The sequence below is a fragment of the Pseudomonas iranensis genome (genome assembly GCF_014268585.2).
Classification (GTDB): domain Bacteria; phylum Pseudomonadota; class Gammaproteobacteria; order Pseudomonadales; family Pseudomonadaceae; genus Aquipseudomonas; species Aquipseudomonas iranensis.
Map to the genome: position 1 here is coordinate 4,770,219 of NZ_CP077092.1, position 26,588 is coordinate 4,796,806.

General features: G+C 58.2%; 21 protein-coding genes. 10 read left to right on the plus strand and 11 right to left on the minus strand.

Annotation, left to right across the window (positions count from 1 at the left end; translation table 11 throughout):
• The first annotated feature begins 25 nt into the window (after positions 1–25).
• Entirely contained in the window at positions 26–7,813 is a 7,788-nt protein-coding gene (locus HU724_RS21445; protein ID WP_186567703.1) for a dermonecrotic toxin domain-containing protein, read from the plus strand.
• Between the two features lie 7 nt (positions 7,814–7,820).
• Here the strand turns inward: HU724_RS21445 and argR are convergent, their stop codons facing one another.
• From argR to acs, 7 genes are all read right to left on the minus strand, one after another.
• A complete protein-coding gene (gene argR, locus HU724_RS21450; protein ID WP_024014018.1) occupies positions 7,821–8,801 on the minus strand; it encodes a transcriptional regulator ArgR in 981 nt (326 codons plus the stop codon).
• A 250-nt stretch (positions 8,802–9,051) separates the two neighbouring features.
• Positions 9,052–9,816, minus strand: coding sequence for an ABC transporter ATP-binding protein (locus HU724_RS21455; protein ID WP_007912705.1), 765 nt, complete (start codon positions 9,814–9,816; stop codon positions 9,052–9,054).
• A gap of 27 nt (positions 9,817–9,843) precedes the next feature.
• On the minus strand, positions 9,844–10,956 hold the full coding sequence (locus HU724_RS21460) for a succinylglutamate desuccinylase/aspartoacylase family protein (protein ID WP_186567702.1): 1,113 nt from the start codon (positions 10,954–10,956) through the stop codon (positions 9,844–9,846).
• A gap of 1 nt (position 10,957) precedes the next feature.
• Positions 10,958–11,656, minus strand: coding sequence for an ABC transporter permease (locus HU724_RS21465; protein ID WP_122507650.1), 699 nt, complete (start codon positions 11,654–11,656; stop codon positions 10,958–10,960).
• A complete protein-coding gene (locus HU724_RS21470) occupies positions 11,653–12,342 on the minus strand; it encodes an ABC transporter permease (RefSeq protein ID WP_016773583.1) in 690 nt (229 codons plus the stop codon). Before HU724_RS21470 ends, HU724_RS21465 begins: the two co-directional genes overlap by 4 nt.
• Positions 12,343–12,433: 91 nt before the next feature.
• Positions 12,434–13,207, minus strand: coding sequence for an ABC transporter substrate-binding protein (locus tag HU724_RS21475; protein ID WP_024014020.1), 774 nt, complete (start codon positions 13,205–13,207; stop codon positions 12,434–12,436).
• Between the two features lie 739 nt (positions 13,208–13,946).
• Positions 13,947–15,902 (minus strand): acetate--CoA ligase, encoded by a 1,956-nt coding sequence (acs, locus tag HU724_RS21480; RefSeq protein ID WP_016773581.1) that lies wholly within the window; start codon positions 15,900–15,902, stop codon positions 13,947–13,949.
• Positions 15,903–16,325: 423 nt separating this feature from the next.
• Here acs and HU724_RS21485 point away from each other — a divergent pair, with 423 nt between their 5' ends.
• From HU724_RS21485 to HU724_RS21505, 5 genes are all read left to right on the plus strand, one after another.
• The gene (locus HU724_RS21485; protein ID WP_016773580.1) at positions 16,326–16,586 is read left to right on the plus strand and encodes a DUF2790 domain-containing protein; all 261 of its coding nucleotides are present in this window, start codon (positions 16,326–16,328) and stop codon (positions 16,584–16,586) included.
• A gap of 550 nt (positions 16,587–17,136) precedes the next feature.
• Positions 17,137–18,387, plus strand: a complete 1,251-nt coding sequence (locus HU724_RS21490; RefSeq protein WP_016773579.1) for a ribonucleotide-diphosphate reductase subunit beta — start codon at positions 17,137–17,139, stop codon at positions 18,385–18,387.
• Between the two features lie 350 nt (positions 18,388–18,737).
• Positions 18,738–19,271 (plus strand): BRO-N domain-containing protein, encoded by a 534-nt coding sequence (locus HU724_RS21495; RefSeq protein ID WP_186567701.1) that lies wholly within the window; start codon positions 18,738–18,740, stop codon positions 19,269–19,271.
• A 113-nt stretch (positions 19,272–19,384) separates the two neighbouring features.
• On the plus strand, positions 19,385–20,101 hold the full coding sequence (locus HU724_RS21500) for an HNH endonuclease (RefSeq protein ID WP_186567700.1): 717 nt from the start codon (positions 19,385–19,387) through the stop codon (positions 20,099–20,101).
• A gap of 184 nt (positions 20,102–20,285) precedes the next feature.
• Positions 20,286–21,272, plus strand: a complete 987-nt coding sequence (locus HU724_RS21505) for a hypothetical protein (RefSeq protein WP_186567699.1) — start codon at positions 20,286–20,288, stop codon at positions 21,270–21,272.
• A gap of 47 nt (positions 21,273–21,319) precedes the next feature.
• Here the strand turns inward: HU724_RS21505 and HU724_RS21510 are convergent, their stop codons facing one another.
• The 3 genes from HU724_RS21510 to HU724_RS21520 are packed head-to-tail and all read right to left on the minus strand — an operon-like array spanning position 21,320 to position 23,310.
• Positions 21,320–22,039 carry a DUF6933 domain-containing protein gene (locus tag HU724_RS21510; protein ID WP_186567698.1) on the minus strand — a complete coding sequence of 240 codons (720 nt, stop codon included), beginning with the start codon at positions 22,037–22,039 and terminating at the stop codon, positions 21,320–21,322.
• A gap of 33 nt (positions 22,040–22,072) precedes the next feature.
• Positions 22,073–22,435 carry a hypothetical protein gene (locus HU724_RS21515; RefSeq protein ID WP_186567697.1) on the minus strand — a complete coding sequence of 121 codons (363 nt, stop codon included), beginning with the start codon at positions 22,433–22,435 and terminating at the stop codon, positions 22,073–22,075.
• 59 nt (positions 22,436–22,494) lie between these two features.
• Entirely contained in the window at positions 22,495–23,310 is an 816-nt protein-coding gene (locus HU724_RS21520) for a sulfite exporter TauE/SafE family protein (protein ID WP_186567696.1), read from the minus strand.
• 112 nt (positions 23,311–23,422) lie between these two features.
• On the opposite strand from HU724_RS21520, the gene HU724_RS21525 reads away from it, so the two are divergent.
• The 4 genes from HU724_RS21525 to HU724_RS21540 all read left to right on the plus strand — a co-directional run bounded on the left by HU724_RS21525 (position 23,423) and on the right by HU724_RS21540 (position 25,318).
• Complete coding sequence (locus HU724_RS21525) at positions 23,423–24,190, plus strand: AraC family transcriptional regulator (RefSeq protein WP_186567695.1); 768 nt, start codon at positions 23,423–23,425, stop codon at positions 24,188–24,190.
• Positions 24,191–24,283: 93 nt separating this feature from the next.
• On the plus strand, positions 24,284–24,601 hold the full coding sequence (locus tag HU724_RS21530) for a helix-turn-helix domain-containing protein (protein ID WP_056788034.1): 318 nt from the start codon (positions 24,284–24,286) through the stop codon (positions 24,599–24,601).
• A 62-nt stretch (positions 24,602–24,663) separates the two neighbouring features.
• A complete protein-coding gene (locus HU724_RS21535; RefSeq protein WP_262136717.1) occupies positions 24,664–25,011 on the plus strand; it encodes a type II toxin-antitoxin system RelE/ParE family toxin in 348 nt (115 codons plus the stop codon).
• Positions 25,001–25,318, plus strand: a complete 318-nt coding sequence (locus HU724_RS21540; protein ID WP_186567694.1) for a helix-turn-helix domain-containing protein — start codon at positions 25,001–25,003, stop codon at positions 25,316–25,318. The genes HU724_RS21535 and HU724_RS21540 overlap by 11 nt, the downstream gene beginning before the upstream one ends.
• Before the next feature lie 10 nt (positions 25,319–25,328).
• On the opposite strand, the gene HU724_RS21545 is transcribed toward HU724_RS21540, so the two are convergent.
• Entirely contained in the window at positions 25,329–26,384 is a 1,056-nt protein-coding gene (locus HU724_RS21545; RefSeq protein WP_130887349.1) for an MBL fold metallo-hydrolase, read from the minus strand.
• Between the last annotated feature and the right edge of the window lie 204 nt (positions 26,385–26,588).

Genomic DNA, 26,588 nt, shown 5'->3' on the forward strand with positions numbered 1-26,588 from the left:
TTCTTCCCAACGCCAAGGAATGGCCATGCATTTGTCTGAAGAACACTCAACAACGACTCCGACCGACAGCAACGACGCGCTCCATGCGGACGATCACTATCAACCACTGAAAAAGGCGATTGCGGACTGGCTGGGTACCGCCTCGTCGACACGCCGCGAAACACTGAAAAACGTTACTCCGCAGGTGCCAGCGCAAGTCAGGGAAGCGCCAGCCGACCAGCATATGCTGATGAAAAACCTCAACGCCGTGCATCTTGCCGCGCAGAGTGGTGTGGATAAAAGTCTGGAGCATCTGCAGGACGCCGCCGCGTTCGCCGAGCCCTTGCTCAAGGCCGAACTGAAGAGCTGTTTCGATCTGGACCTGGACGTCCGCAATACCTTCGTGCGCTTGTACATCCCCTCTGCCTGGTTGCAGTTCCCCATCAAAGGCACTCGCGTGTGGAACGTCTCGCTGCTAGACGCCGCGCTGCATAACTTTGAGGAAAAGGAAACGCACGAAGACGCCTTCGGCGCTGACGCAACCTACATCACGGCGCCAACAGCGACCGGGCAATTCGAGCCTCTGCCGGCCATCAGCGGCAAAATGAGTATTCCGGCATTCACCCAACTTTGCCGCCGACTCGACATCGGCGCGAAGTACAAAGCCAGCCTCGAAGAAAATCTGGGCTACTCCGACCCGATGGTCGCTTCGGTCTTGCGCGGCAAGCTCGATGCCAGCCAGAAAGCGGCGATGAAAGCCGCTCTGCAATGGGCACTGATGAAGCGCGATGTGTCGGCTAATGCCGTGCGTCTGGTCGAGGCCCTGCTTGACGGCATGAAGGGTATCTACGCCCACGGCGCGCCCGTACTCTGTCACGACGTCAGCATGCTGTGCGCGCCACTGACCGGCATCGTCGTCTTCGCGCCGGATCTGTACATCACGCAGAACGCCGCCCGCGTGGTGGCCTACGTACCGGATGATCCGGAGCACCCGTTCAAGGAGTACGCCTCGCCACTGGAAATGGTCGTCGAACTGACGCGCCAGTTGCGCTCGAAGGAGTACCAGCAATTCTTCAGCCGCTTCGTCAATCACGAGCAGCGCGGATTTTTCTTCAGCACCCTCAACAGCCGCCTCAGCGAAATCAAATGGCACCCGCACGAGCCCGGCAGTTCTCTGCCGGCGTGGCGCGAGGCAGCGGTGGAGCGGCCCGACCTGCAGACCGCGCTGGCGCCCTTCCATGACGATCTGTGGCAGCACTTCTATCAGGCCAAACTGAACAAGATCTTCAACGACGCCCGAACCATCGCCGTACCGACCGCCGTCGTCGATCAGAAGGCACGCTGGGCGTTCTGGGATTCAGTGGTCAACATTCTCTCGACCATCGCCCAGACCGCCGCGTTGATCGTCGCGCCATTCGTGCCGGTGCTGGGCGAAGCGATGATGGCGTACATGGCCTATCAGATGCTCGACGAAGCCTTCGAAGGCATCGTCGAATGGGCGCAAGGGCGGACCACCGAAGCCTTCGGACACCTGATGGGCACCGTGGAGTCGATGATCCAGCTGGGCATGTTTGCCGTCGGTGGCGCGATTGCTGCCGCCGAGTTTCGCAAGGTCTTGCCCAGGGAAGTCGTGGCATTCATCGACCGCTTCAAACCGGTGAAACTGGCCAATGGCGAAACTCGCTATTGGGAACCCGATCTTGAACGCTACAAACATCCGGCGCTGCCGCCAGCCGATTCGCAACCCGATGCACTGGGCCTGCACGCGCATCAGGACAAGCAACTGCTGCCCCTTGCGGACGCACATTTCTCTGTCAAAGAGTACGAGGTTCCCGGCCAGTACCGCATCGAACACCCGACCCGCTCCGAAGCATACCAACCCGTGGTGCGGCACAACGGTGACGGTGCCTGGCACACCGAACTCGAACAACCGCTGGAGTGGGATGGCGAAACCGCGCTGCGACGCATTGGTCCTGCGGTCGAGACTTTCAGCCCGGCCGAGCGCGAAACCATTCTGAAGGTCAGCGGCACCCGCGAAGATGCCCTGCGCAAGATGCATGTCAATCAGGAAAAAGTCCCGCCGCTGCTTGCCGACAGCATCCAGCGCTTCAAGATCGATCAGCAGTTGCAGCGCTTCATCGACCAGCTCGACAGTGATATGGCGGAAGAATTTCTGCGCGCCGATCAGGTCACGCAACTGCAACTGCTCAGCGAACATGGCCGCTGGCCGAGCAACCAACGCCTGCGCCTGACGGATCGCAACGGTGATCTGCTCTGGCAATCCTCTGCAGACGAAAGCCTGCAATTGACCGAGCTGCACCAGGACCGGCTGATCGGTGGCGACCTGCTCAAGACCCTGCTTGCCATTCTCGACGAAGCGCAAATCAAGGCGCTGCTGGCAGAACCCTTCACCGCCAAGCCGCCGCTGGACGTTCGCAGCCGGACCCTGCGCAAGCGACTGGTCGGTCTCGCCAAAATCCACAGAAGCACGCTATTCAAATCCCGCTATCAAGCCTTGCAGCACATCGACGATCCGCTGGCGCAGCAGCTCAAGGTTCACAACCCTGAGCTGCCGGCGAGCATCACCCGCGAACTTCTCGACACCGCCACCGGCGACGAACTGCTGCTGATCAACGAAGGACAACTGCCACCGCGCCAGCAGGAACTCATGCAACTGGCCAGCCAGGAAGTACGCGTGACCCGCGCTTATGAAGGGCTGGAACTCGACTCGGTGAACAATCCCGACTCCGACTCGCTGGCCCTGCACAGCCTGAAACTGTTGCCGGGCTGGAGCGGCGATGTGCGGATCGACATTCGCGACAGTCGCTACGAAGGGCCGGTACTCGACAGTGTTGGTCGCGAGGACGCCCCCGAACACAAGGTATTGGTCAGACGCAAAGCCGGTCGTTATCAAGCCTTCGATGACCGAGGCCAGGAGCTGCACTCGATCAGCGATTTTTATTCGAGCCTGTTGTACGCATTGCCCGACAGTGAGCGCACCAGCCTGAGCATCGGGATCGGCCAGGGTCAAATGCTCAGAGCGGCAATTCGCGAACACACACTGCAACGCGACGAGTTGCGAGTCGTGCTGCACGACACGCCGATTCAACCACCGGCCATCGACACGCTACGACTGCTGGGCACCGACGGTTTTCCGCTGGTCGAACGTTCTGAACAGGTGGAAGGCCCTCCGCGCTCCCACGAGCAGGATATAAGGGCGCTTTATCCGAGAATGACGGATCAGCAAATCCGCTCTCTGGCGCGAGCCATGCGGGCCAGTCCGGACGGCCCACGAGCGCAGATCCAGCAACTGCAGAACGAATATCTGCAATTGCAGAACGATCTGCATATATGGGCCAACACCCCGCCTGCCCGCCATCCAGAAACAGGCATTACGCTCACATCGCTGCAAAGACGAGCTGAAATCCAGAACCGCCGACTGCTCAGGGAGCAGATACTTCAGGGCTGGCGTCGGGAATACCCGACCGGGTTCGATCACCAGGGGATGGCTACAGGACACGCGATGCGGCTGACGCATCCGGTCATGGGCGATCTGCCGACGCTAACGGCAGACCTCAGCCATATCACGTCCCTTGCCCTGGATCGCAGTGCTACACCAGGTTCTCTGGACGTGTTGCTGCAACACTTTCCAAATCTGCAACAACTGGACGCGCGCAACCTGAATCTGCCGGCTCTGCCCCAAGTGCTCGGTTCAATGCCCTCGCTGCGTGAACTGAGAATGCGCAACTGCGGCCTCAGCCTGTCGATCACCACGCAATCGGTACTCGCCTCGATGCCGCAGCTCACGCTGCTCGATCTGCAGGGCAACGCCCTGGGTCTGGCGCCCGACCTGCACACGATGCCTTCGCTGCGTTACGTCAACCTGTCGAACACCGGCATCCATACCCTGCCCGACGACATACTGACGCACCCGCGGCTGATTTCCGGTCAGTTCGATGGCAACCGCCTCGCAGCGGTGCCGGAAGCCTTTCTCAGGCTTCCCACCTCGCTCAGCGATGGATTCACCTTCGCTGACAACCCTCTAAGCGCCGTCGCGCGTGAACAGGTGAAACGCTTCCATGAGCATACGGGCAGACACTTCGGCATCCGCCCGGAACCTGCAGACCTGCAACGAGCCACCACGTTGTTCCCCGAACTTGGCGCGGAACAAGCCACCACCATGCTGTATCGTTTGCCCGGAACATTGGTCGAGGGCCGCGCGCAACTGTCACGCTGGGAAGCAGAGGTTGCTCAGTTGAATCTGGAGCTCAGCCAATGGACCAACCAGGTTGCGACATATCACCCTGATACTGGCGAAAGTCTGACCCTCGCTCAACAAACGCGCGAACTTGATGCAAGGCGTTCTTTTGCGCGGCAACTTGAGCAGTTCTGGCGCCGCCGGTCCGCGTTCAGTCGCGCGGGAGCATTCAAGGCCAAGCTTGCATTCAGCGGTGACATGCCCACGCTCAGTGCAAACTTCGAGCATGTTTTCGGATTGGACCTCACCGGTAATCGACGGATTTCGGCGATTGCGCCGTTTCTGCGACGCTTCGCCAATCTGACTTCACTCAAGCTGGATAACGTGGAAATCGAACCACTGGCTTTGCCGGTGAGCAAGCTGTCCAGACTGCTCGAACTGCAGATGAAAAACTGCGGCGTGCTGCTGACGCCGGAAAATCAGGCGGCGCTGCTGGCGCTCAATCATTTGCGTACGCTGGATCTGAGCGATAACCCGTTAGGAACCGTGCCCGACCTCAACCTGCTGCCCGAGCTGACGCACATCGACCTGTCCAACAGCGGCCTCAGCATTGTCCCGGATGGCGTGGCCAGCCACCCGAAACTGCTCACCGCCGTCCTGACCGGTAACCGCATCACGCAATTACCTGACGTCCTTTTCACCCTGCCTGCCGAACGCAGCGACGGCATTTATCTTTCCGATAACCCACTGTCGGCAACGGCGCGCGACAACATCAAAGCCTACTACCGCAGCCATCACAACGACTTCGACGTGCGCGCGGACGAGGGGGATATCGCCCTGGCTCGGGAACTGTTTCCAAGGCTGGATCAGCAAGAAGCCAGCGACATGATCTACGACCTGCCCGGCAACCTGACCGACAGTCATGCGCAACTGCTGCGCTGGCAGGCAGAGCTTGCGCAAATGCAGCGCGATCTCGACCTCTGGGTATTGCAAACCCCAGCCACAGATCCGGCCACAGGGCGTGAGATTTCGGACAAACAGCGCGGGCAACAGCGTTTGGCACGAACCGCTTTCAAGCAAGACCTGGAAACCTTCTGGCGTCAGACATCCAGCGAGACCGGAAAGCGCGACGCGTTATTTGCGGCAGACGTCAAGTTCGCTGGACAAATGCCTCGCCTGACCGCCGATTTCAGTCACGTCTCAAGCCTGAGGCTGACGGGCAACGCCATGATCGATGGCATCGGGACGTTCGTGGAACTATTCCCCAAGCTTCAGGCTGTGCAGTTGAAGGATTTCGCGCTGCAAGAGATTCCGTCCTTCATCGGTCGCCTGCGCAAGCTCAAAGAGCTTCGTATGGACGGCTGCGCCCTGACTTTCAACACTGCCGGACTTGATGTGCTCACGTCTCTGCCCGCGCTCAAGCGTCTGGATCTGAGCAATAACCCGCTGGCCGTGGCCCCCGATCTGCAGACGTTGCCGACCTTGCTGGACGTTTTTCTGGTCAACAGCGGCCTCACATCCCCGCCCGACGGCATTGCGGGGCACCCCGCTCTGCAAACCCTCTACCTCAACGACAACAACATTACCCAGTTGCCGGAAGCTTTTTTCAACCTCGCCCCCAATCAAGCAGAAGGCGTGCGACTGACTGGTAACCCGTTGTCTGAAGCGGCTCGTGAACGGATCAAGACTTACTATGCTGAGCACAATCGCAACTTTGGAATAATGCCCGCTGCGGACGACATGGCGAGGGTGCGTCGACTGTTCCCGCATCTGAGCGACCACGTGGCCAGCGACATGATCTATCGTCTGCCCGGCACCTTGCAGGCAGGCGCGGCGCAGTTGATCAGCTGGGAAGCCGAAATGACCCGCCTGCTCGGCGACCTCAACGCATGGCAAGAGCGCATACCGAGCCATGACCCGACAACCGGTCAAATGTGGGATGCGCAGCAAAGAGCCGCGCAGCTTGATGCTCGCTACAAATTCAGGCAAGAGCTTGAAAGTCTCTGGCGCAGCAGCCGTATCGATACGCCGGACCTGCGCGAGGAAATTTTCAGAGCCAAGGCCACATTCGCCGGCGAGCTGCCAAAGCTGACCGCTGACTTCAGCCAGATAACACAGATGGAGATTCAGGGTAATCCACAGTCGAGTGTTCCCGATGGTTTTCTCGATGGCTTCACTGGACTGCAGGCACTTGAATTGCCTGGCTTCGCACTGGGCCGAATTCCGCAGGCGCTGGAGCGCATGCCATCACTCGAAACGCTCTTGTTGAGCCGTTGCAATATCACCCTAGATACTGCCGGACAATTGACCTTGTCGACACTGAGCCGCCTGACATCGCTGGATCTGTTCAATAATCCATTGGGCCAGACACCCGATGTCTCGACACTCCGAAACCTGGCCTTCATCGACCTGATCCGCACGGGGATAGATCGAGTCCCCGCCGGGCTGGAGGAACTCCCCCATCTGCAAAACGCACTGCTGAGCGACAACAACATTATCGAACTGCCTGATGACCTGACGGCGCTCGCCAACCGTGGCGTGGATGTGGGCGCCAACCCACTGTCTGCAACCTCCCGGGAACAGATCAAGGCTTGCTACCTGTTGAAAGCGGACAACTTTGGCGTTTGGGTCGAACAGGCCGACATCGATCTGGCACAGGCGCTGTATCCCCGATTGTCCGGTTTCGACGCCAACGACCTGATCTATGGTCTACCCGGGACATTGGCGGACGGACGCACCGAGCTGTTGCGTCGGCAAACCGAGCTGGCCACGTTGCTGGGCACGCTTGATACCTGGGTCAATGCGTCGCCCGATGAAGCGATTACCCAGGGCGTGCCGAACAGTGAAGCGTGGCGCGCCGAAATGACTCAGCGCCAGCGCTTCAAGGACAGCCTCGAAAAACGCCTGCGGCAGTACCCGGTCAATGCCCTGGATGGCGAGTTCATCTGCGATATGTCCTTCACCGGCGAACTGCCGCCACTGACCGGACGCTTCGATCACATCGACCAGTTGCGCCTGACCACCACGGTAAACGCGCCCCCGCCAGTAGATGTCCTGCTGGCACTGTTTCCCCGACTGAGGGTGCTGGATATCCGCGATTACCAGTTAAACCGTATTCCCCCGGCGATCTTTGCCCTCGAAAACCTCAGCAGCCTGAGCCTGTCAGGCTGCCAGATCGCCCTGACGCCGCGAACAGCCGAGGCTTTCACCAGCCTGAAAAACCTCGGCTCTCTGGATCTGAGTAACAATGAACGACTTTGGGCAGTCCCGGATATGGTCCACTTTCCCGACCTGCAGATGCTGAACCTGCGCAACACCGGCCTCACCAAGGCACCCGCTGGCTTGTTCAGGCTCACCCGGTTGCGCAAGGCCGACTTGTCCAATAACAGAATCAAGGGTTTGCCTTCGGGATTTCCGTCCCGTCCCGACATCATGATGACCGAGTACGATTTCAGTGGAAATCCGTTGAGAGCGGAAAGCCAGCGACTTCTGGACGCGTACAACACGGCGCGTCGAGAGCACAGAATCGAGACACGGGTACCATCGACCAGCGTCTGGCACGAACTTGACGACTTTGTCGATTCGGACTTTTCCGATGGCGAAGAGCGACCGTTACCACCGGCCGACAATAGCTGACCTGCCGTCAGCCACGCTCCGGCGGCACTGATGACAATTCGAACGGGCTGCTGCTGCGTCGCTGGTTGCGATCTTCCCGCGGCGTGGCACCGAAGAAATTGCGATAGGCGCTGGAGAAGTGCGGCCCCGAGGAGAAGCCACACGACAGGCCGATCTGGATGATCGACTTGCTGGTCTGCATCAACATCTGCCGGGCCTTGTTCAGGCGCAATTCCAGGTAGTACTGGCTCGGCACGCGGTTGAGGTATTGCTTGAAGATCCGCTCCAACTGCCGACGGGATACGCACACGTGCTGGGCGATTTCGTCGGTAGTCAGCGGCTCTTCGATGTTGGCTTCCATCAGCAACACCGCCTGGGTGAGCTTCGGATGGCTGGAGCCGAGGCGATTCTGCAACGGAATGCGCTGACGCTCACCGCCCTCGCGGATGCGCTCAACGACCAGTTCTTCCGACACCGCACCGGCCAGCTCCGCACCGTGATCGCGGGCCAGCACCGCCAGCAACAGGTCGAGCACCGACATGCCACCGCAAGCGGTCAGGCGATCGCGGTCCCAGTCGAACAAATGACTGGTGGCGATGACTTTCGGGAAGCGCTCAGCGAAATCGTCCTGCCAGCGCCAGTGCACGGCGGCGCGATAACCGTCGAGCAAACCGAGCTGGGCCAACGGATAGACACCGGCCGACAGACCACCGATCACGCAACCGGCACGCACCAGTTGTTTGAGCGCACTGCTCAGCGCCGGCGCCAGGGTGGTCGGCGGCTCGTCGGCGAGCAGGAACAGTTTCTGGAAGTTCTCGAGCTTGCCGGCCCAGGGTTCGCCTGGCAATTGCCAGGCCCCTTCGCTCTGCGGCTCCGCCTGCAAGAACGACAGTTCGTAAACCACGTCCGGGTGCACCCGCTGCGCAACACGCAAGGCCTCCTCCGCCAGCGCCAGCGTCAACGCTTTAGTGCTGGGCCAAATCAGGAAACCAATTCGATGGGCAGTCATGGGCGGGCAATCCGAAACGAACAACGGTGATGAAGGCATGGGCCAATGCTAGCCCGGAAATGAACACAAATCCTGAAACCGGTGAAGATCAGAATGTGGGAGCGAGCCTGCTCGCGAAGGCGGTGTACCAGTCAACATAATTGCTGGCTGTTCTACCGCTTTCGCGAGCAGGCTCGCTCCCACAGGGGATCTGAGCCAGCCAGAAGATCGCGAAGCATGACCTAATCTGGTGCACAACGGCAGCCCTGATTTATTTCAGGCTACCCGACAGGAATTGCTGCAAGCGCTCAGACTGCGGGTTGACCAGCACTTCGCGCGGGTTGCCGCTTTCTTCGACGACGCCTTTGTGCAGGAACACCAACTGGTTCGACACTTCACGGGCGAAGCCCATTTCGTGGGTCACCACGACCATGGTGCGGCCTTCCTGCGCCAGCGCCTGCATGACTTTCAACACGTCGCCGACCAGTTCCGGGTCGAGGGCCGAGGTCGGTTCGTCGAACAGCATCACTTCCGGTTCCATCGCCAGCGCACGAGCGATCGCCACGCGCTGCTGCTCGCCACCGGACATGTGCCCCGGGAACGCGTCTTTGCGATGGGCCACGCCAACCTTGTTCAGGTAGTACTCGGCTTTCTCCCGGGCTTCGTACTTGGGTACGCCAAGCACGTGCACCGGCGCTTCCATGATGTTTTCAATCGCGGTCATGTGCGACCACAGATTGAAATGCTGGAACACCATCGACAGGCGCGAACGCATGCGTTGCAGCTGCTTCGGATCAGCGGCTTTCAGCGCGCCGTCCTTGTTCGCCACCAGTTTCAGCTCTTCGTTGTTGAGCAGGATCTTGCCGGCGTGCGGCTGCTCGAGCAGGTTGATGCAGCGCAGGAAAGTACTTTTGCCGGAGCCACTGGAGCCGATGATGCTGATCACATCGCCGGCGGCGGCTTTCAGGGACACGCCCTTGAGCACTTCGTGACTGCCATAGCGTTTATGCAGGTCTTGGACTTCAAGTTTGTACATGCGGTCGGTTCTCACAAAAACAGTCAGTCAGTCGTTGAGCAAGCGCCCGTGACGCAGCGCTTCGCGCCCCGCCACCTTGGCCAGCCAGAAACCGGGTTGGGCATAGCGCAGCCGTTCAATGGCAAACAGCACCCCGGACGTACCAGCACATACCGTGCTGACCCGATCGGACACAGGGTCGATCACTTGAAAAATCTCATCGCCCGCCTCGACCCATTCGCCGGGCTTGCGGGAAAAACTCACCACACCGGGGTGTGGCGCAAACAGCAATTCGGTGCCTTCGAACGGCATGCCTTCGCACGGTTCGAAGGCCGGGTCCGGCCACTCGCCGGTGATCAGGCCTTGCTCGGCAAGGAACGCCAGAATGCCTTCAGCATAAGCCTCGGCTTCGACACGGCCAGTGTCGGCCTGCCCGCCCAGCTCGATGGTCGTCGCCAGACACGCCAGCGGAATCTGCGCATCGGGAAACTGCCGCGACAGGCGCAGCCACGGCAACGAGCAGGCTTCATCGAACGAGCTGCCGCCGGAATCTTCTGCGAGCAAAGCAACCTTGACGTTCAGGTGCGCCGACAGCGAACGCCACTGCGGCCAGTGCTGCGGCAGCGCGTACATGTGCAGCGCGGCTTCGGCATCGCAGTGCAGATCCAGCACCACATCGGCGCTGCAGGCGTGGCTGAGCAGCACACGCTGCATGCCCTGCAACTGGCTGCTCGCTTCAGGCAAGCCGGCCAGGTGGTCGGCCATCGCCTGGCGGATCAGGCGCACGTTGGCATGGGGATCATCACCGAGCTTGTCGCCCAGTGCCGCCGCGACCGGCGCGCTGAGCTCGACGAAATCACGGTTGAAATTCTTGCCGCTGCCCGCCTCGAAACGGCCCTGGAAATTGCCTTGCAGCAATTGCCCGAGACCGATCGGATTGGCCACCGGCACCAGCTCGATCACGCCGTTGAGCAAGCCTTGCGCTTCGAGTTCGCCGAGGCGCTTTTTCAGCTCCCAGGCGGTGCGCATACCCGGCAGTTCATCGGCGTGCAGGCTGGCCTGGATGTAGGCCTTGCGCTCGCCGCTGCCGAAACGGAAAACCGAAACCTTGCGCTCGCTGCCCAAGTGGCTCCACGGCAATACGTGGTCGATGCGTTGCATATCAGTGCTTCCGTGGCGCGAGGTAGCTCAACCAGCGACGCTCGGCCAGTTTGAACAGCTTGACCAGAATGAAGGTCAGGCACAGGTAGAACACGCCAGCGGTGATGTACGCCTCGAACGGCAGGTAGAACTGCGCATTGACGGTACGTGCCGCGCCAGTGATGTCGATCAGGGTCACGATCGACGCCAGACTGGTGGTCTGCAGCATCATGATCACTTCGTTGCTGTACTGCGGCAGCGCGCGGCGCAGGGCCGACGGCAGCAGGATGCGCTTGTACAGTTTGAAGCGCGACATGCCCATGGCCTTGGCCGCTTCGATCTCACCGTTCGGCGTGGCCTTCAGGCTGCCGGCGATGATTTCTGCGGTGTAGGCGCTGGTGTTCACGGCAAATGCCAGGCAGGCACAGAACGTTGCGCTGGACAGCCACGGCCACAGGAAGCTTTCGCGCACCGCCTCGAACTGGGCCAGACCGTAGTAGATCAGGAACAGCTGCACCAGCATCGGCGTGCCGCGAATCACGTAGGTGTACAGCCATGCGGCGCCGTTGACGAACGGGTTTTTCGAGACGCGCATCAGCCCCAGCGGCAACGCCGCGAGCAAACCGAAGAACAGCGACAGCGCGAGCAGTTTGAGGGTGGTCAGCAGGCCGCCGAAGTACAGCGGCAGTGCCTCCCAGATGACGTTGTAGTCGAAGATCATAGATCAGCCGCCCTTACGCCTACCGAGTAGCGCTTCTCAAGGTGACGCAATGCCAGCAATGAAACACTGGTGATCACCAGGTACATCGCCGCCACTGCGAGGAAGAAGGTGAAAGGCTCACGCGTGGCATCCGCCGCCTGCTTGGCCTTGAACATCATGTCTTGCAGACCGACCACGGAAATCAGCGCGGTGGCCTTGGTCAGTACCAGCCAGTTGTTGGTGAAGCCGGGAATCGCCAAGCGAATCATCTGCGGCACCATCACCCGGAAGAACACCTGAAAACTGCTCATGCCGTACGCCATGCCCGCTTCGGCCTGGCCCTTGGGGATCGCCATGAACGCGCCACGGAAGGTTTCCGAGAGGTACGCACCGAAGATGAAACCGAGGGTGCCGATACCGGCGGCCAGCGGGTTCAGGTCGATGTAGTCGTCATAGCCGAGCATCGGCGCGACGCGGTTGAGCAAGTCCTGGCCGCCGTAGAAGATCAGCAGGATCAGCACCAGATCGGGAATGCCGCGGATCACCGTCGAATACAGGTCGCCCAGCCACGCCAGCCAGCGCACCGGCGACAGGCGCAACGCGACACCGATCAGCCCGAGAACGATGGCCAGAGCCATGGACGACAAGGCGAGCTGAAGCGTCAGCCATGCGCCATCGAGGATGACAGCCCCGTAGCCTTTCAACATGATTCAGGTCCTCGAAAGTTGGGATGAAAAAATGGCGCAAACCGCAGAGATTCTGTTGCTTGCGCCATTTCGGACTTGTCGCAGAGACGTCTTACTTGCCGTAGATGTCGAAGGCGAAGTACTTGTCCTGGATTGCTTTGTATTTGCCGTTTTCGCGGATGGCCGCGATGGCAGTGTTGATCTTGTCTTTCAGGGCGTCGCCCTTGCGCACTGCGATACCTACGCCGTCGCCGAAGTATTTGACGTCGGTGAAGGCCGGGCCAACGAACGCGAAGCCTTTGCCGGCGTCGGTTTTCAGGAAACCATCGTCCAGCAGGGTGGCGTCAGCCACGGTACCGTCGAGGCGACCGGCAGCCACGTCGAGGTAGATTTCGTTCTGCGAGCCGTACGGCTTGATCTCGGCGCCCAATGGAGCCAGAACTTCGCGGGCGAAACGCTCGTGGATCGAACCACGCTGTACGCCGATGTTCTTGCCTTTCAGCTCAGCCAGACCTTCGCTGACCTGAGTGCCGGCCTTCATGACCAGACGCGCCGGAGTGTTGTAGTACTTGTTGGTGAAGTCGACCGACTTCTTGCGATCTTCGGTGATCGACATCGACGACAGGATGGCGTCGATCTTGCGCACTTTCAGAGCCGGGATCAGGCCGTCGAACTCTTGCTCGACCCACACGCACTTGACCTTCATCTCTTCGCACAGCGCGTTGCCGATGTCGTAGTCGAAACCGACGATGCTGCCGTCCGGTGCTTTCGAAGCGAATGGAGGGTAAGCCGCTTCGATGCCGATCTTCACAGGTTTTTCGTCAGCGACGGCATTCAGCGACAGCACGGACAGTGCCAGGGCGCCAAGCAGCACAAGTTTCTTCATCTTGGGACTCCATCGGTAAAGGGCAAAAACGGCAGAGTGAGCGACAGCCCAATATGCGAATGGGTGAATCGGAAATCGGTTGCGCATCGGCGGAAATTTCCCGTTGAAACCGCAGGCGATTTCAACGTCAGCCACGATGAGCGAGTGATCGGCATTCTAACGACAGGCCCGAAGCCGATATTTCTTCAATGCGACAACTAATTACAGATGCACCGAGAAAGCGGTTTGAGCTCATTGACAGCCCTGCAAATTCATGCAAGAGCGAAAGACAGTGAACCGATACATATTGCAAGTTGCGGGCCCATTATTCGCAAACCCTTCTAATCCGGCAAGCGCAGCGTTGTGTCTTATTTTTCAGCGGATCTTTGGAGGCTCTAAAACGGCGCACCGCGTTTCCCTTCGCCCCGGTTTGGCGCGGGCGGTTACACATTGGGTTGTGGCGGGTAACAGCGGGAAAGGTCTGACGGTGCAGATCGATAATTATTGGTTGGGGTGTTGCGGGTTTCGCTGATCGTTCCCACGCTCCGCGTGGGAACGCCTCCCTCGACGCTCTGCGTCGGCTTCTGGGACGCAGAGCGTCCCTTGCTGCATTCCCACGCAGAGCGTGGGAACGATCAAAAACCTGTGGGAGCTGGCTTGCCAGCGATAAGGCCAGCCCTACCAGCACAAAATCTGCAGACACAAAAAAGCCCTGTCCGGCGAAAACCGAACAGGGCTTTTCAGCACATCAAACCGCTACTTAAGCAACATTCATGGTCTTGTGCGTATCAATCAAATGCTGCACCACACCCGGATCCGCCAGGGTCGAGATATCGCCCAAGCCGTCATATTCCGCCGTGGCAATCTTGCGCAGGATGCGGCGCATGATCTTGCCCGAACGGGTCTTCGGCAGCCCCGGCGCCCACTGGATCACGTCCGGCGAAGCAATCGGGCCAATCTCCTTGCGCACCCAGTTCTTCAGCTCCAGGCGCAACTGCTCGGTCGGCTCCTCGCCGTTCTTCAAGGTCACATAGACATAGATGCCCTGCCCCTTGATGTCATGCGGCACACCCACCACCGCAGCTTCGGCCACCTTCGGATGCGCGACCATCGCGCTCTCGATCTCGGCGGTGCCCATGCGGTGGCCGGAGACGTTGAGCACATCGTCCACGCGCCCGGTGATCCAGTAGTAACCGTCGGCATCGCGACGCGCGCCGTCACCGGTGAAGTACATGCCACGGAAGGTCTTGAAGTAGGTATCGACGAAACGATCGTGATCGCCGTACAGCGTACGCGCCTGGCCTGGCCACGAATCGAGAATCACCAGATTGCCCTCGGCCTCGCCCTCGATGATGTTGCCGAGGTTGTCGACCAGCGCCGGCACCACACCGAAGAACGGACGCGCCGCCGAACCCGGCTTCAGCGCGTGAGCACCCGGCAGCGGGCTCATCATGTTGCCGCCAGTCTCGGTCTGCCACCAGGTATCGACGATCGGGCAACGCGACTTGCCGACATTCTTGTAGTACCAGTCCCAGGCTTCCGGGTTGATCGGCTCACCGACCGAACCGAGCAGACGCAGGCTGCTGCCATCGGCGCCTTCCACGGCGGCCTGACCCGAGGCCATCATGGCGCGGATCGCGGTCGGCGCGGTGTAGAGGATGTTGACCTTGTGCTTGTCGATGATCTTCGCCACCCGGGTGATGTCCGGGTAGTTCGGCACACCTTCGAACAGCACGGTGGTCGCGCCGTTGGCCAGCGGGCCGTAGACGATGTAACTGTGGCCGGTGACCCAGCCGACGTCGGCGGTGCACCAGTAGATTTCGCCCGGACGGTAGTCGAACACGCGTTCGTGGGTCATCGCCGCATACAGCAGATAACCGCCGGTGGTGTGCTGCACGCCCTTCGGCTTGCCGGTCGAGCCGGAGGTATAAAGGATGAACAACGCTTCTTCGGCGCCCATCTCTTTCGGCGCGCAAACAGTGCCTGCGACCTTCATCAGGTCTTCGTACCAGATGTCGCGATGCTGGTTCCACTTGATGTCGCCACCGGTGCGCTTGCAGACGATGACTTTCTGGATGCTGCTGGTTTCCGGGTTGGTCAGCGCGTCGTCGACGTTGGCCTTGAGGGAAATCTTCTTGCCGGCACGGATGCCTTCGTCAGCGGTGATCACCACTTTCGAGCGGCAGTCGATGATGCGACCGGCCAAGGCTTCCGGCGAGAAACCGCCGAACACCACCGAGTGAATCGCGCCGATCCGGGTGCAGGCCAGCATGGCGACCACGGCTTCGGGAATCATCGGCATGTAAATGGTCACCACATCGCCACGGTGCACGTCCTGACCACGCAGGGCGTTGGCCAGTTTGCACACTTGCTCGTGCAGTTCGCGGTAGGTGATGTTGCGGCTTTCGGAAGGATCGTCGCCTTCCCAGATGATCGCGACTTGATCGCCGCGCTCGGCCAGATGACGGTCGAGGCAGTTATAGGAAACGTTCAAGGTGCCGTCGGCAAACCACTTGATGTCGACATGGTGATCGTCGAACGACGTCTGCTTCACCGTGGTGAAAGGCTTGATCCAGTCCAGACGCTTGGCTTGCTCGCGCCAGAAGCCGTCAGGGTTGACGACCGACTGCTGGTACATGGCTTTGTAGGTCGCCTCGTCAGTCAGCGTGTTTGCCAGAACCTCGGGACGAACGGGATACAGAGAAGCCGCACTCATCTTTCCTACCTCGGTGTAATAGTTGTTTTTGTATGACCCCGTTGTAGCCGGGTGGGGCCCATAGAACCATTCGACGATGGTAGTAACAAGCCCCTACAAAATGTCCGCATTCCATGTGGGAGCTGGCTTGCCAGCGATGCAGTCAACGCGGTCCGTCAGGCAAACCCCATCCGGCCGGACACCAAGACCTCAATCGATTGTTACCAAATCTATCAAAAGTGTTTATCAAAACCGCCCCTGTTTACCTGCATCCCACCGCCCTAAAATTCACCTCGCCAACAAGGCAACCGCGATTAACAACGTTACAGCCCCCACGAAGGCCGTTAATCCAGCTCTCCAAGTAACGCATCAAATACTCAAGCTCCACACGCAACCCTAAAAAGGTTGCGTGACCCCACTCGACCTCAAAAAGGTGAATTAGAAATGAAAGCTTTATTGGTTCTGGCCCTCAGCAGTCTGTGCGCAACCGCCATGGCAGACGAGGTCCCGACTGATGTCGCACAGCAACAACCGGTCATCGAGGAATACACTTACTCCACACATCTGGACATCGCCAAAGTTGTATCGATGAGCGAAATTCCAAATGTCTGCGAAGTAGTACCGGCGAAAATGGAATACGACGACTCCAAAGGCCAACGCCACATCCTGCGCTACAGCATCATGGGCAACGGCTGCACGAACTGAATCAGACTGCACCGAATCGGATCGCTCAGCGCTACATTGAGGGTCGATTCCAGCCCGGCTTCGGTCGGGCTCAGTTGTGTCTGGAGCCGGGAAAAACGCTTGCAAAACACTAGATATAGTGAAAAACCCGCTTTTCTGGCTATTTTTTAAACAAAAAAACACCTGCCAAAAAATTAACGAAAAAAAATCTGCTCGGGCCGATTCCGCGCAAAGCCCTGTAATCCCTCGGTCGGACCGAAATCCACCCCCTCCTCGGCCTCGCCATGAGCCGATTCGCCGCACCACGCCGGTAAAAATTTCCCTATAATGCCGCCCTATACGGGTCAGCAATATTCCCTTACAGGGAGCAAAAGCCATTCTGAAGCCCCGCAACAGTGCCAGACGCTGATTGCGCCCATCAGAGGCTCTCGGGACCCGTCAAAATTTCTGTTTATTTGCCTGCGTGCAGCGCTGCAAAAAACGACATCCAACGCGGCTTGTTTGGCCGTGTGAAAAACCAACCCTTCAGGTTTCACACGGGCACAAGCCCTCACGCAGGAGACGACACGTCATGCTGAGCTGGGACGAATTCGATAAAGAAGACAGTGAAGTCGCAACCGTGAAAGGCGCCAACGCCGGCCACGCAAGCGAAGCCAACATGGACCGCCTCGACAACGCCGGCGGCGCCGCAGCGCTGGAAGCCCGCGCCGTCACCGCCGACGACTCGGCCGCCGTGGCCCGCGCCAAGGCTGCACTGAACTCCCTCGACGTCGCCGAAGGCCTCGCCGAACTCGAAGGCGCCTCCGCCCGTGTCGCCGTTGACGAAAAGCGCATGATCAACTGCCGCGCCGACCTCAACCAACTCGTGCCATTCAAGTACGACTGGGCCTGGCAGAAGTATCTGGACGGTTGCGCAAACCACTGGATGCCGCAAGAAGTCAACATGACCGCCGACATCGCCCTCTGGAAAAACCCGGAAGGCCTGACCGACGACGAGCGCCGCATCGTCATGCGCAACCTCGGCTTCTTCTCCACCGCCGACTCCCTGGTTGCCAACAACCTGGTCCTGGCCGTGTACCGCCTGATCACCAACCCGGAATGCCGCCAGTACATCCTGCGCCAGGCTTTCGAAGAAGCGATCCACACCCACGCCTACCAGTACTGCATCGAATCGCTGGCCATGGATGAAGGCGAAATCTTCAACATGTACCACGAGATCCCATCGGTCGCGAAGAAAGCAGCCTGGGGCCTGAAGTACACCCGTTCGATCTCCGATCCAAAGTTCGAAACCGGCACCCCGGAAACCGACAAAGAGTTGCTGCGCAACCTGATCGCCTACTACTGCGTTCTGGAAGGCATCTTCTTCTACTGCGGCTTCACCCAGATCCTCTCCATGGGCCGCCGCAACAAAATGACCGGCGTCGCCGAGCAGTTCCAATACATCCTGCGCGACGAATCCATGCACCTGAACTTCGGCATCGACGTGATCAACCAGATCAAAATCGAAAACCCACACCTGTGGGATGCCGAAATGAAGGAAGAAGCAACCCAGATGATCCTGCAGGGCACGCAGCTGGAGATCGAATACGCGCGTGACACCATGCCTCGCGGAGTACTGGGCATGAACGCGGCGATGATGGAGGACTACCTGAAGTTCATCGCTAACCGTCGTTTGAGCCAGATTGGTTTGAAGGAAGAGTACCCAGGGACGACTAACCCGTTCCCTTGGATGAGCGAGATTATGGACTTGAAGAAAGAGAAGAATTTCTTTGAGACGCGGGTTATTGAGTATCAGACTGGTGGTGCTCTGAGCTGGGACTAATAGTCTCGCTTGGCATGATTTGACGATTGCGGTTTGAGTCGGCGAATCGAGAAAGCAAAAAAGCCCCGATCTGATCGGGGCTTTTTTATGGGCGATCGGTGAGCCTTTTTACGCCTACGTCACAGCGCTCAATCTCCTACAGCACTTACAGTCGCTTCCCATTGAAGCCTGCTGCGAGCACTACTAAGCTCTGTGGCAGGTGCCTAAGAAACGCCCAACGTAGAAAGCTTGGTCAGTGACACAGACGTGGAATTCGTCGGTGGTAACTGCTCTGCTCGTTGGGATTTCTTATGTCCGCTCTACGTTGGGGGTCAGGTCCTCCCAAAATCCATAACGTAGAGGTCATAGATATGTCTGATCCATGCTCGGTAACTGTTTTCTCTCGCCATAACCTTTCTCTACATGCCCTTCTACTCGAAAACCAGCCATGGTTCTCCGCCCGGGATGTTGGCCGTTTGATGGGCTTTCACCTGAATGATCGGGTGGTCCACAAGCTAGATAGCGATCAACGCCGCGTCATGCGGATCGAGTACTTTCGAGAACCAGAACAGCATCTGATGCTCAGTGAATCGGGGGTGTATGCGCTATTGATCTATCACTACGTACCGGGAAATCGGTTGCTGCGTGAGTGGTTGACCAATGAGGTAGTGCCGACATTGCGCGATGCGCAGGATTCGGGGGATTCACATCGGCCAATGTTGAGTTTGTTGGATTGGCCGGAAATGTCTTTGAGTTTGCTGCATTGGCAGGATGAGGGCTGGATTCGGCTTCGGGATATGCCTTATCTGTTAAATGATCAAAATCCACGTCGAGCTTCGGTAGAGAACTCCTGGTGGCGAAGGGTCACGCAGGTGTTTCAGTCTTCGAAGCATTCGATGGGTTAGCGATGTGGTTGTCGGATCTCGAGAGATCCGTCGCTATTTTCTGTAGGAATTTTCCTAGACAGCCGTGATGGCCACTCAGTATCGTCCGAGGGTTTTCAACCCTCGGCGATTTTATGAGCGACAAGAAAAAAGACACTGACTGGACTGTTGCTGAGATTGAGGCAGCGGTTGACACCTATCTCAGAATGCTTGATTTAGAGCTCGCGGGTCACAAATTCAACAAGGCACATGAGAATCGCGAACTACGCGCATCAGCCTTGTCGACTCGTACAAAAGGTTCTGTCGAATTCCGAATGCAGAACATTTCCAAAGTCCTGGTGACGATGGATCGGAAACCCATTAAGGGTTACAAACCGGCGGAAAACGTTGGTTCGAACGTTGAGCAGTTAATTCGAATAGCTCTCACAAATCGCGGCTTCCAGCCGGGCGACCCTGCTATTCCGACAGCCGACGAAGAAACACTAGAGCGTCGCGCTGCTGCAATTCAGAAGAAACATATAAAGGAGCCACCGAAAGGCATAAAGAAACCAAAGAAAGCGTCAAGTACTCGCACGGTTTACGTTCGCGATCCCGAGGTTAGAGCTTGGGTTCGAAATGAAGCCGAGGGGCATTGCGAAGGCTGTGGCGACCCGGCTCCGTTTCAGATGCATGATCTGCCGTTTCTTGAAGTCCACCATGTCAAACCACTTGCAGATAAGGGTTCGGATCAAGTTTCGAACGCTGTAGCACTTTGTCCGAATTGCCATCGTCGTTGTCACCATTCAAATGATCGCGTGGCGTTTACAGCTTCGCTTTATACAAGGGTGAAAAGGCTGATTCCAGAGGGATAAAGCTCTGTCACTAGGGAGAGTTTTTGCTACTGACTGGGTGTCTGGATTCGGTGATGAGTCGATGCCGAGAGTCGCCAGCAGGCTGTCTCCCATAGATTCCGCCTCACCCCGAAAACAATCAGTGCAACCCGCGCCGCCTCCCGCTATTAATACCCCTCCCCCACTCAAGGATCCGAGCCCCACCATGAAATTCGATCTCGCCTACTGCCTCAGCCTCGACGACAAGTTGTCGATCTATGACGTTCGCGATCTCAATTTCGATGAGACGGTGGCGTTTGACTCGGCGAAGGAACACTTCCAGTGCCCCAACGATGCCTGTCGTTCGGCGTTCGAGGCTTCCAATGAGTTGGGTACGTTCAACGCCAAGAACGTGAACTACGTGCGCACGCCGCACTTCAAGAATCTGCCGACCACGCAGCATGTGGCGGGTTGTCCGTATGTGAGTTTGAAGGCTTCAGCGTCTGGCGTTGAAACGGCGGATGGCGAGGTGGATGACGGGCGTGAGGAACACTTCCCATCAGAGTTGTTGCTGACCCGGCGTGAGTATGTGCGCAAGCCTGTCACGCCAGCGGGGGCGGAGGATGTGTTGCGCGATGACTCGGTGCGGGTGGCGGCGGACGCTGGTAAAGAGTCGGCGAGTCGTGAGTCGGCGCCGGACAAGACCAGTGTGTTTGCGCATCCGGTGGAGTGTTTTGTTTCCAACTTCGCCGACAAGGATTTGCTCAAGCGCATGCCGTTGAAGGTCGGCGAGCATACGGCGCCGTACAGTTCGTTCTTCAAGAAGATTGAATATCTGACGGACAACAAGGGGCTGATCTACTGGGGGCGGATCAAGAAGATCGAGGACTTCCACAGTGCCAGTTTTCGGATCGATTTCGAGGACAAGGTCTGGTTCAAGAAGCCCGAAGACAGCAAGAAGAAGCCATATCCGGTCAGCGTTTATCTGAACAAAAAGCTGATCGACAACTACCGCAAGCGCAGGGCGTTTCTGGAAGAGATCAAGCATGCGGTGGATAGCGACAAGGCGTTGTTCTGTTTCTTCTATGGAGTGACGCCGGAGTTGAAGCAGGTGCCCGGCAAGAAGAACCCCGATAAGCCTTTCGAGGTCTTCAATGCCAATATCGAGAACCTGGATCACTTCATTATTCGCGAAGCGCCGGGGTTGGAGTGAGGGAGCATGGGGTTGTTACTCAACCTGTGAGTGCATCATGCCCCGGCTTAATCATTCGAGTTCTGCCTCTCATACTCTTGCATAAAAGCCTTGCGCTCCATCTCCGCTATCTCCCGCGCGACTTGATGCCGGCGCTCTTTCGCAGCATGCAGCTGGACATCATCGAGGAAGCAATAATGGCTCAGCCAGTGAAGCGTCATTTCCTCGTCCGGGAAGTAGTAGGACTTGGCTCCCTTGCTGTTCCTTGGGGTGTCGTTCATTTGTTCGTCGAAAACCATCGCCGTGACTTCATTGGGTGGCAAGCACCCTGTTCCAGCGACCTTGTTGCGGAAACACCAGGCAATTTCATCAATGTGTTTTTGCGCGCTGCGATGGCCGCGCCGATAGAATCGCTGGTGCTCACAAGTCTGTTGCATCCGCGCCAACATCACCTCGGGGTCTAGCCATTGTCCGAGGCCATGGTTTTGGGCATTGATCATCAGGCCATTCACCCAACGCTCGGTGAAGCGCAGAACGAACTCGTGATCGTCGGCTTTTTTCGCGTCAGCCAGGATCACGCAATAGCGGGTTTTGATGTGCAGGACCAACAACACATGTTTGCGCTGCACAGTGATCGCATGAACCAGCCACTGTTCGTCCGCACCATTCATCTCATCAGCTTCTATAACCGGTGACGGCGGTTTGGTGTCCACCGGCGTGATCGTTTTGCCTTTATGGACACGGCTGAAGAACTTGCTGGCGGCTTCGGTGCAATTAAAGATCAACATTCAGGTTCTCTTGGAAGCGCGGGTGACATTGGGTCAGTCATCTCGAACGATCTCTTCGACCCACTCAATTTCGTAAGCCCGACGTTCAATATCAGAAGTCAGCTTCTGCACTTCCTCGCTCAGAATCGACAACTCCGCATGGGTCAATAAATCATGCGAGACCATGAGCGTCAGTTTCCAAAGCGCGGAGGAACGAGCCAGTCCATCGAACATGCGAGCCATGTCGCGGTTTCGATCATTGATCAAGCCGTAGATCATGCCGTAGCGGGCATGGGCCGACAGCGCACCGTGCTGTGTGATTGTCTTGGTATCGGCGAGCACACCTTGGCAAAAACGGTCGAGCGCGACTTTGCGCAGTTGCTTGAATTTCTTCCAGTCACTTTCACTGATCGACATGACGTTTCCCGTGTGTTCTGTTTGACCTCAGCAAGATTAACCCGGTTAACCGCATTAGCTCATCTCGTCCACATACCCAGCATCACTAGCATAAGTAAGCCAACATAGATTTGGGCATGCATTCTATCCGGTATCCGCCCAATCCACCGCGCTGCCAATCTGATCCCCAGCAACGAACCAACCGTCAGCAGCGCAAACGCCAGCACATCGACATACCCGATATACCAAACGCCCAAATCACCCCCGGTGAAACCGGCCAGCGCCATGTACGTCAGCGTCCCGGCCAACGCTACCGGTACGCTGAGCGGATTGGCCATGGACGTCGCTTGCGACATGCTCAGCCCGCAACGGCGCAGCAGCGGCACGGTCATGACGCTTCCTCCTACACCTAGGAAGGTCGCGATGGCGCCGATGCCTACACCGCCGGCGGATGTTTCCGTGGTGGTCAGTCGCCGTGGGAATGTGGTTTGGGACTGTGTGAGAAATCCTCGGCGCAGCAGGCAATCGACGATGGTCACGCCCAGGTAGGCAATGAAGGCGTAGCGGATCACTTCGCCGCTGACCCACATCGTAGCGATGGCGCCGACGACCGCACCCACGCCGATAAACCCGCCCAATGGCCAGAGGTATTCCCGGAGCAGATTGCCCGCGCGCTGGTGTTTGCGTGTGGCGATCAGGGCGTTGACGATCATCACGCAGGTCGAGGTGGCCACGGCGATGTGCATGGCCGACTGGGCGATGGGGTCGTCGGCTGCGTGGCTGGCGGTGAGCATGCGATAGAGCAGCGGCACGATGACGAAGCCGCCGCCGAAACCGAAGAGCACGGCGCTGATGCCGGTGAGGCAACCGAACAGTGTAAGCAGGAGGTAGAACATGGTGGGCGTCCAGGATCGGGGGAGCCCAGGACATTAGAGCGTGATGCACTGGCCGGCTTCAGTAGTTGGGCCAATAATGTTCGCGTTTACGCCAATCGCTGGAACACGCCTGATGCGCAATATTTCGATCAATCAGCTCGATGACACGCCTCGCCCGGTCGTGGCCATCGGTACCGATTATTCCCACGGCCACCTACGCCCGTTTCATACGCATCGCCGTGGCCAATTGCTCTACGGCGCCACCGGCGTGATGCAGGTCAGCACTCGGAACGGTAATTGGGTGGTGCCGCCGCAGCGCGCGGTGTGGATTCCGCCGGGCGTGGCCCACGAGGTGTTGATGCTCGGGGTGAGCACCCGCAGCCTTTACATCGAACCGAGCAACGTGGAATTGGGGCCGGACTGCCAAGTGCTCAATGTGTCGCCGCTGCTGCGGCATTTGCTGATGGAAGCGGTGGACGTGCCACTGATGTACGACCAGGCCGGACGCGACGGTGTGCTGATCAACTTGCTGTTGCATGAACTGGCACGCAGCGCGCCCCTTGCCCTACACATTCCCATGCCCGCCGAAGGAAAGCTCCTCAGTCTGTGTCAGACCTTTCTGAACATGCCCAACACCCATCAATCCCCGCAGGATTGGGCCGACCAGTTACACATAAGCTTGCGTACCTTTAACAGATTGTTTCGGCAGCAGACCGGGCTCAGCTTTCGTCAGTGGCGCCAGCAGGCGTGCGTAGTGCAGGCGTTGGCACGGTTGGCGGCGGGGGAAGCGGTGACGCGGATTGCCCTGGACTTCGGGTACGAGAGCCCGGCGGCGTTTTCGACGATGTTTCGGCGTGTGCTGGGACAGGCACCGTCCGTCTGGTTGGAGCCGACGAACTAGGCAAATTCGAAAAATGCGTTTGATCCCGGCCGAAAACAACTGTACAAAAACACAGTACATTTTCAATCAGCACTTTTGAGCCCGGAGCACACCATGGCCTCTCTTGCGATGAACCACGTCCTCGAACGCATTGCCCTTTTCCAGTTCACCCCGACCCACTGCGTCCAGGCCCGCGCCATGCTGGGCTGGAGCGTTGAACAACTATCGCGCGAGGCAGAGGTGGCGGTGGCAGATATCCAGCGGTTCGAAGCGCAGCAGGACGTGGCAGACGCCGCAAGACTGGCACTGGCTTATCGGTTTGAAGCGCAGGGGTTGGTGTTCTTCCCGGGGTTTGCACCGGGGCGCAGTGTCAGGGCGCAGGGTATGGCGGGGGAATCGGTGGGGCGTGGGGATTTTGCGATGGCTGACTGAAATGGCAATTTGATAATTATTCCAAAATAGGTATATTTCGCATGAGTGCAAGGAAGCCGCTTATGTGGGTCTGCAGTAGTAAAAAAGATCTCAAGCAGATGCCCACAGAGGTCCAAGACGTTTTTGGTCACGCACTGGATCTGGCTCAATGTGGCCTGAAGTATTCAGATGCAAAGCCATTGAAAGGGTTCGGAGGCGCAGGTGTCCTGGAGTTGATAGAAGACTTCGACACCGACACCTACCGCGCCATTTATACGGTTCGTTTTGGCAGTGCAATTTACGTTTTGCACTGCTTTCAGAAAAAGTCGAAAAGCGGGATTAAAACCGCCCAGTCGGACATTGATCTGATCAGAAACAGACTTCGAGCCGCCCAGGAACATGCGAAAGGATCAGAAAACCATGGAGATTGAAGTAGGTAGCGGAAACGTCTATCACGATCTGGACTTACCCAATGCAAGTGAAATGCAGGTGAAGTCGCAGCTCGCAGCGAAAATTGGCGCAATCATTAAGGCGCGTCATCTCACTCAGGTTCAGGCGTCAGAAATCTTGGGACTCTCACAACCCAAGCTTTCCGAAATGTTGCGTGGCAAATTTCGCGGAATCAGTGAGGCCAAAATGATGGAATGCCTTTCACGTCTCGGACGAGATGTGCAAATTGTAGTCAAATCGGCCCCCCGATCACGGAAAGAGGGCCGTATTGAGGTGGTATTCGCTTGAGGCGAACGCGTCAGGCATTCTGAGCAAGCGCCTCCCCTTCCTCTTCAACCGCCATCCACCACGCACTCCCCCGTTGTGGATGCGCAAGGTTGAACGCCTCCCCCATTCGCGGTGTGGTAATCGCAATACTGCGTTCCCACGCGAGGGCAAGGATGCGGTCGAACGGTTCATGCCAGGCGTGCATGGCCAGGTCGAAGGTGCCGTTGTGGATCGGGAAGAGCCAGCGGCCCTTGAGGTCGATGTGGGCTTGCAGGGTTTCTTCCGGTTGCATGTGCACGTGGGGCCATTCGACGTTGTAGGCGCCGGTTTCCATCAGGGTCAGGTCGAACGGGCCGTATTGTTCGCCGATGCGTTTGAAGCCGTCGAAGTAACCGCTGTCGCCGCTGAAGAAGATTCGTGTGTCGGCATCGATCATCACCCATGACGCCCACAGCGTGCTGTTGCCGTCGAACAGGCCACGGCCGGAGAAGTGCTGCGAAGGGGTGGCGACGAAGCGGATACCGGCGATTTCGGTGCCCTGCCACCAGTCGTACTGGCGCACCTTGCTGGCGTCGATGCCCCACTTGATCAGGGTGTCGCCCACGCCCAGCGGAGTCAGGAAGTAAGTGGTTTTGGCGGCGAGTTTGAGCACCGCTTCGTAGTCGAGATGGTCGTAATGATTGTGGGAGAGGATCACCGCTTCGATCGGTGGCAGCTCGTCAATGCTGATCGGTGGTTGGTGGAAGCGTTTCGGGCCAGCCCATTGCACCGGCGAGGCGCGCTCGGCGAAGACCGGGTCGGTGATCCAGAATTTGTCGCGCATCTTCAGCAACAGCGTCGAGTGTCCCAAGCGGTAAACGCTGTGATTGGGCGCTGCGAGCAGATCTTCGCGAGTAAGCGGCTGCACAGGAATGGCGGCGCTCGGACGGGTGTCGCGCGGTTTGTGGAAAATCATGTTCCACATGATCCGCAGCATTTTGCGCAGGCCTTCGCGCTGAACCGGCGCATGATTGCGAAACAGCCCTTGATCCTGGCGCGAGGCTTCAGGCGTGGGTGTGTTGTCCGGGAGAGAGACTGGATTGGCCATGACTGAACGACTCCGAAAAACCGTGTGCTGCACGGTATTCCACGGGAAATGAAAATGGCCAAGCTGCACGCAAAGGCCAAACGCTCTGGTTTGTAAGGTGCGAGGATTAACGCAACATTACACTGAGCGGTGTAGTTTCTAGGTTGCATCAAAGCCGGCGCCAAGTAAACTGCCGAGTGTAATTTCATCCCTTCTCTACTGAAG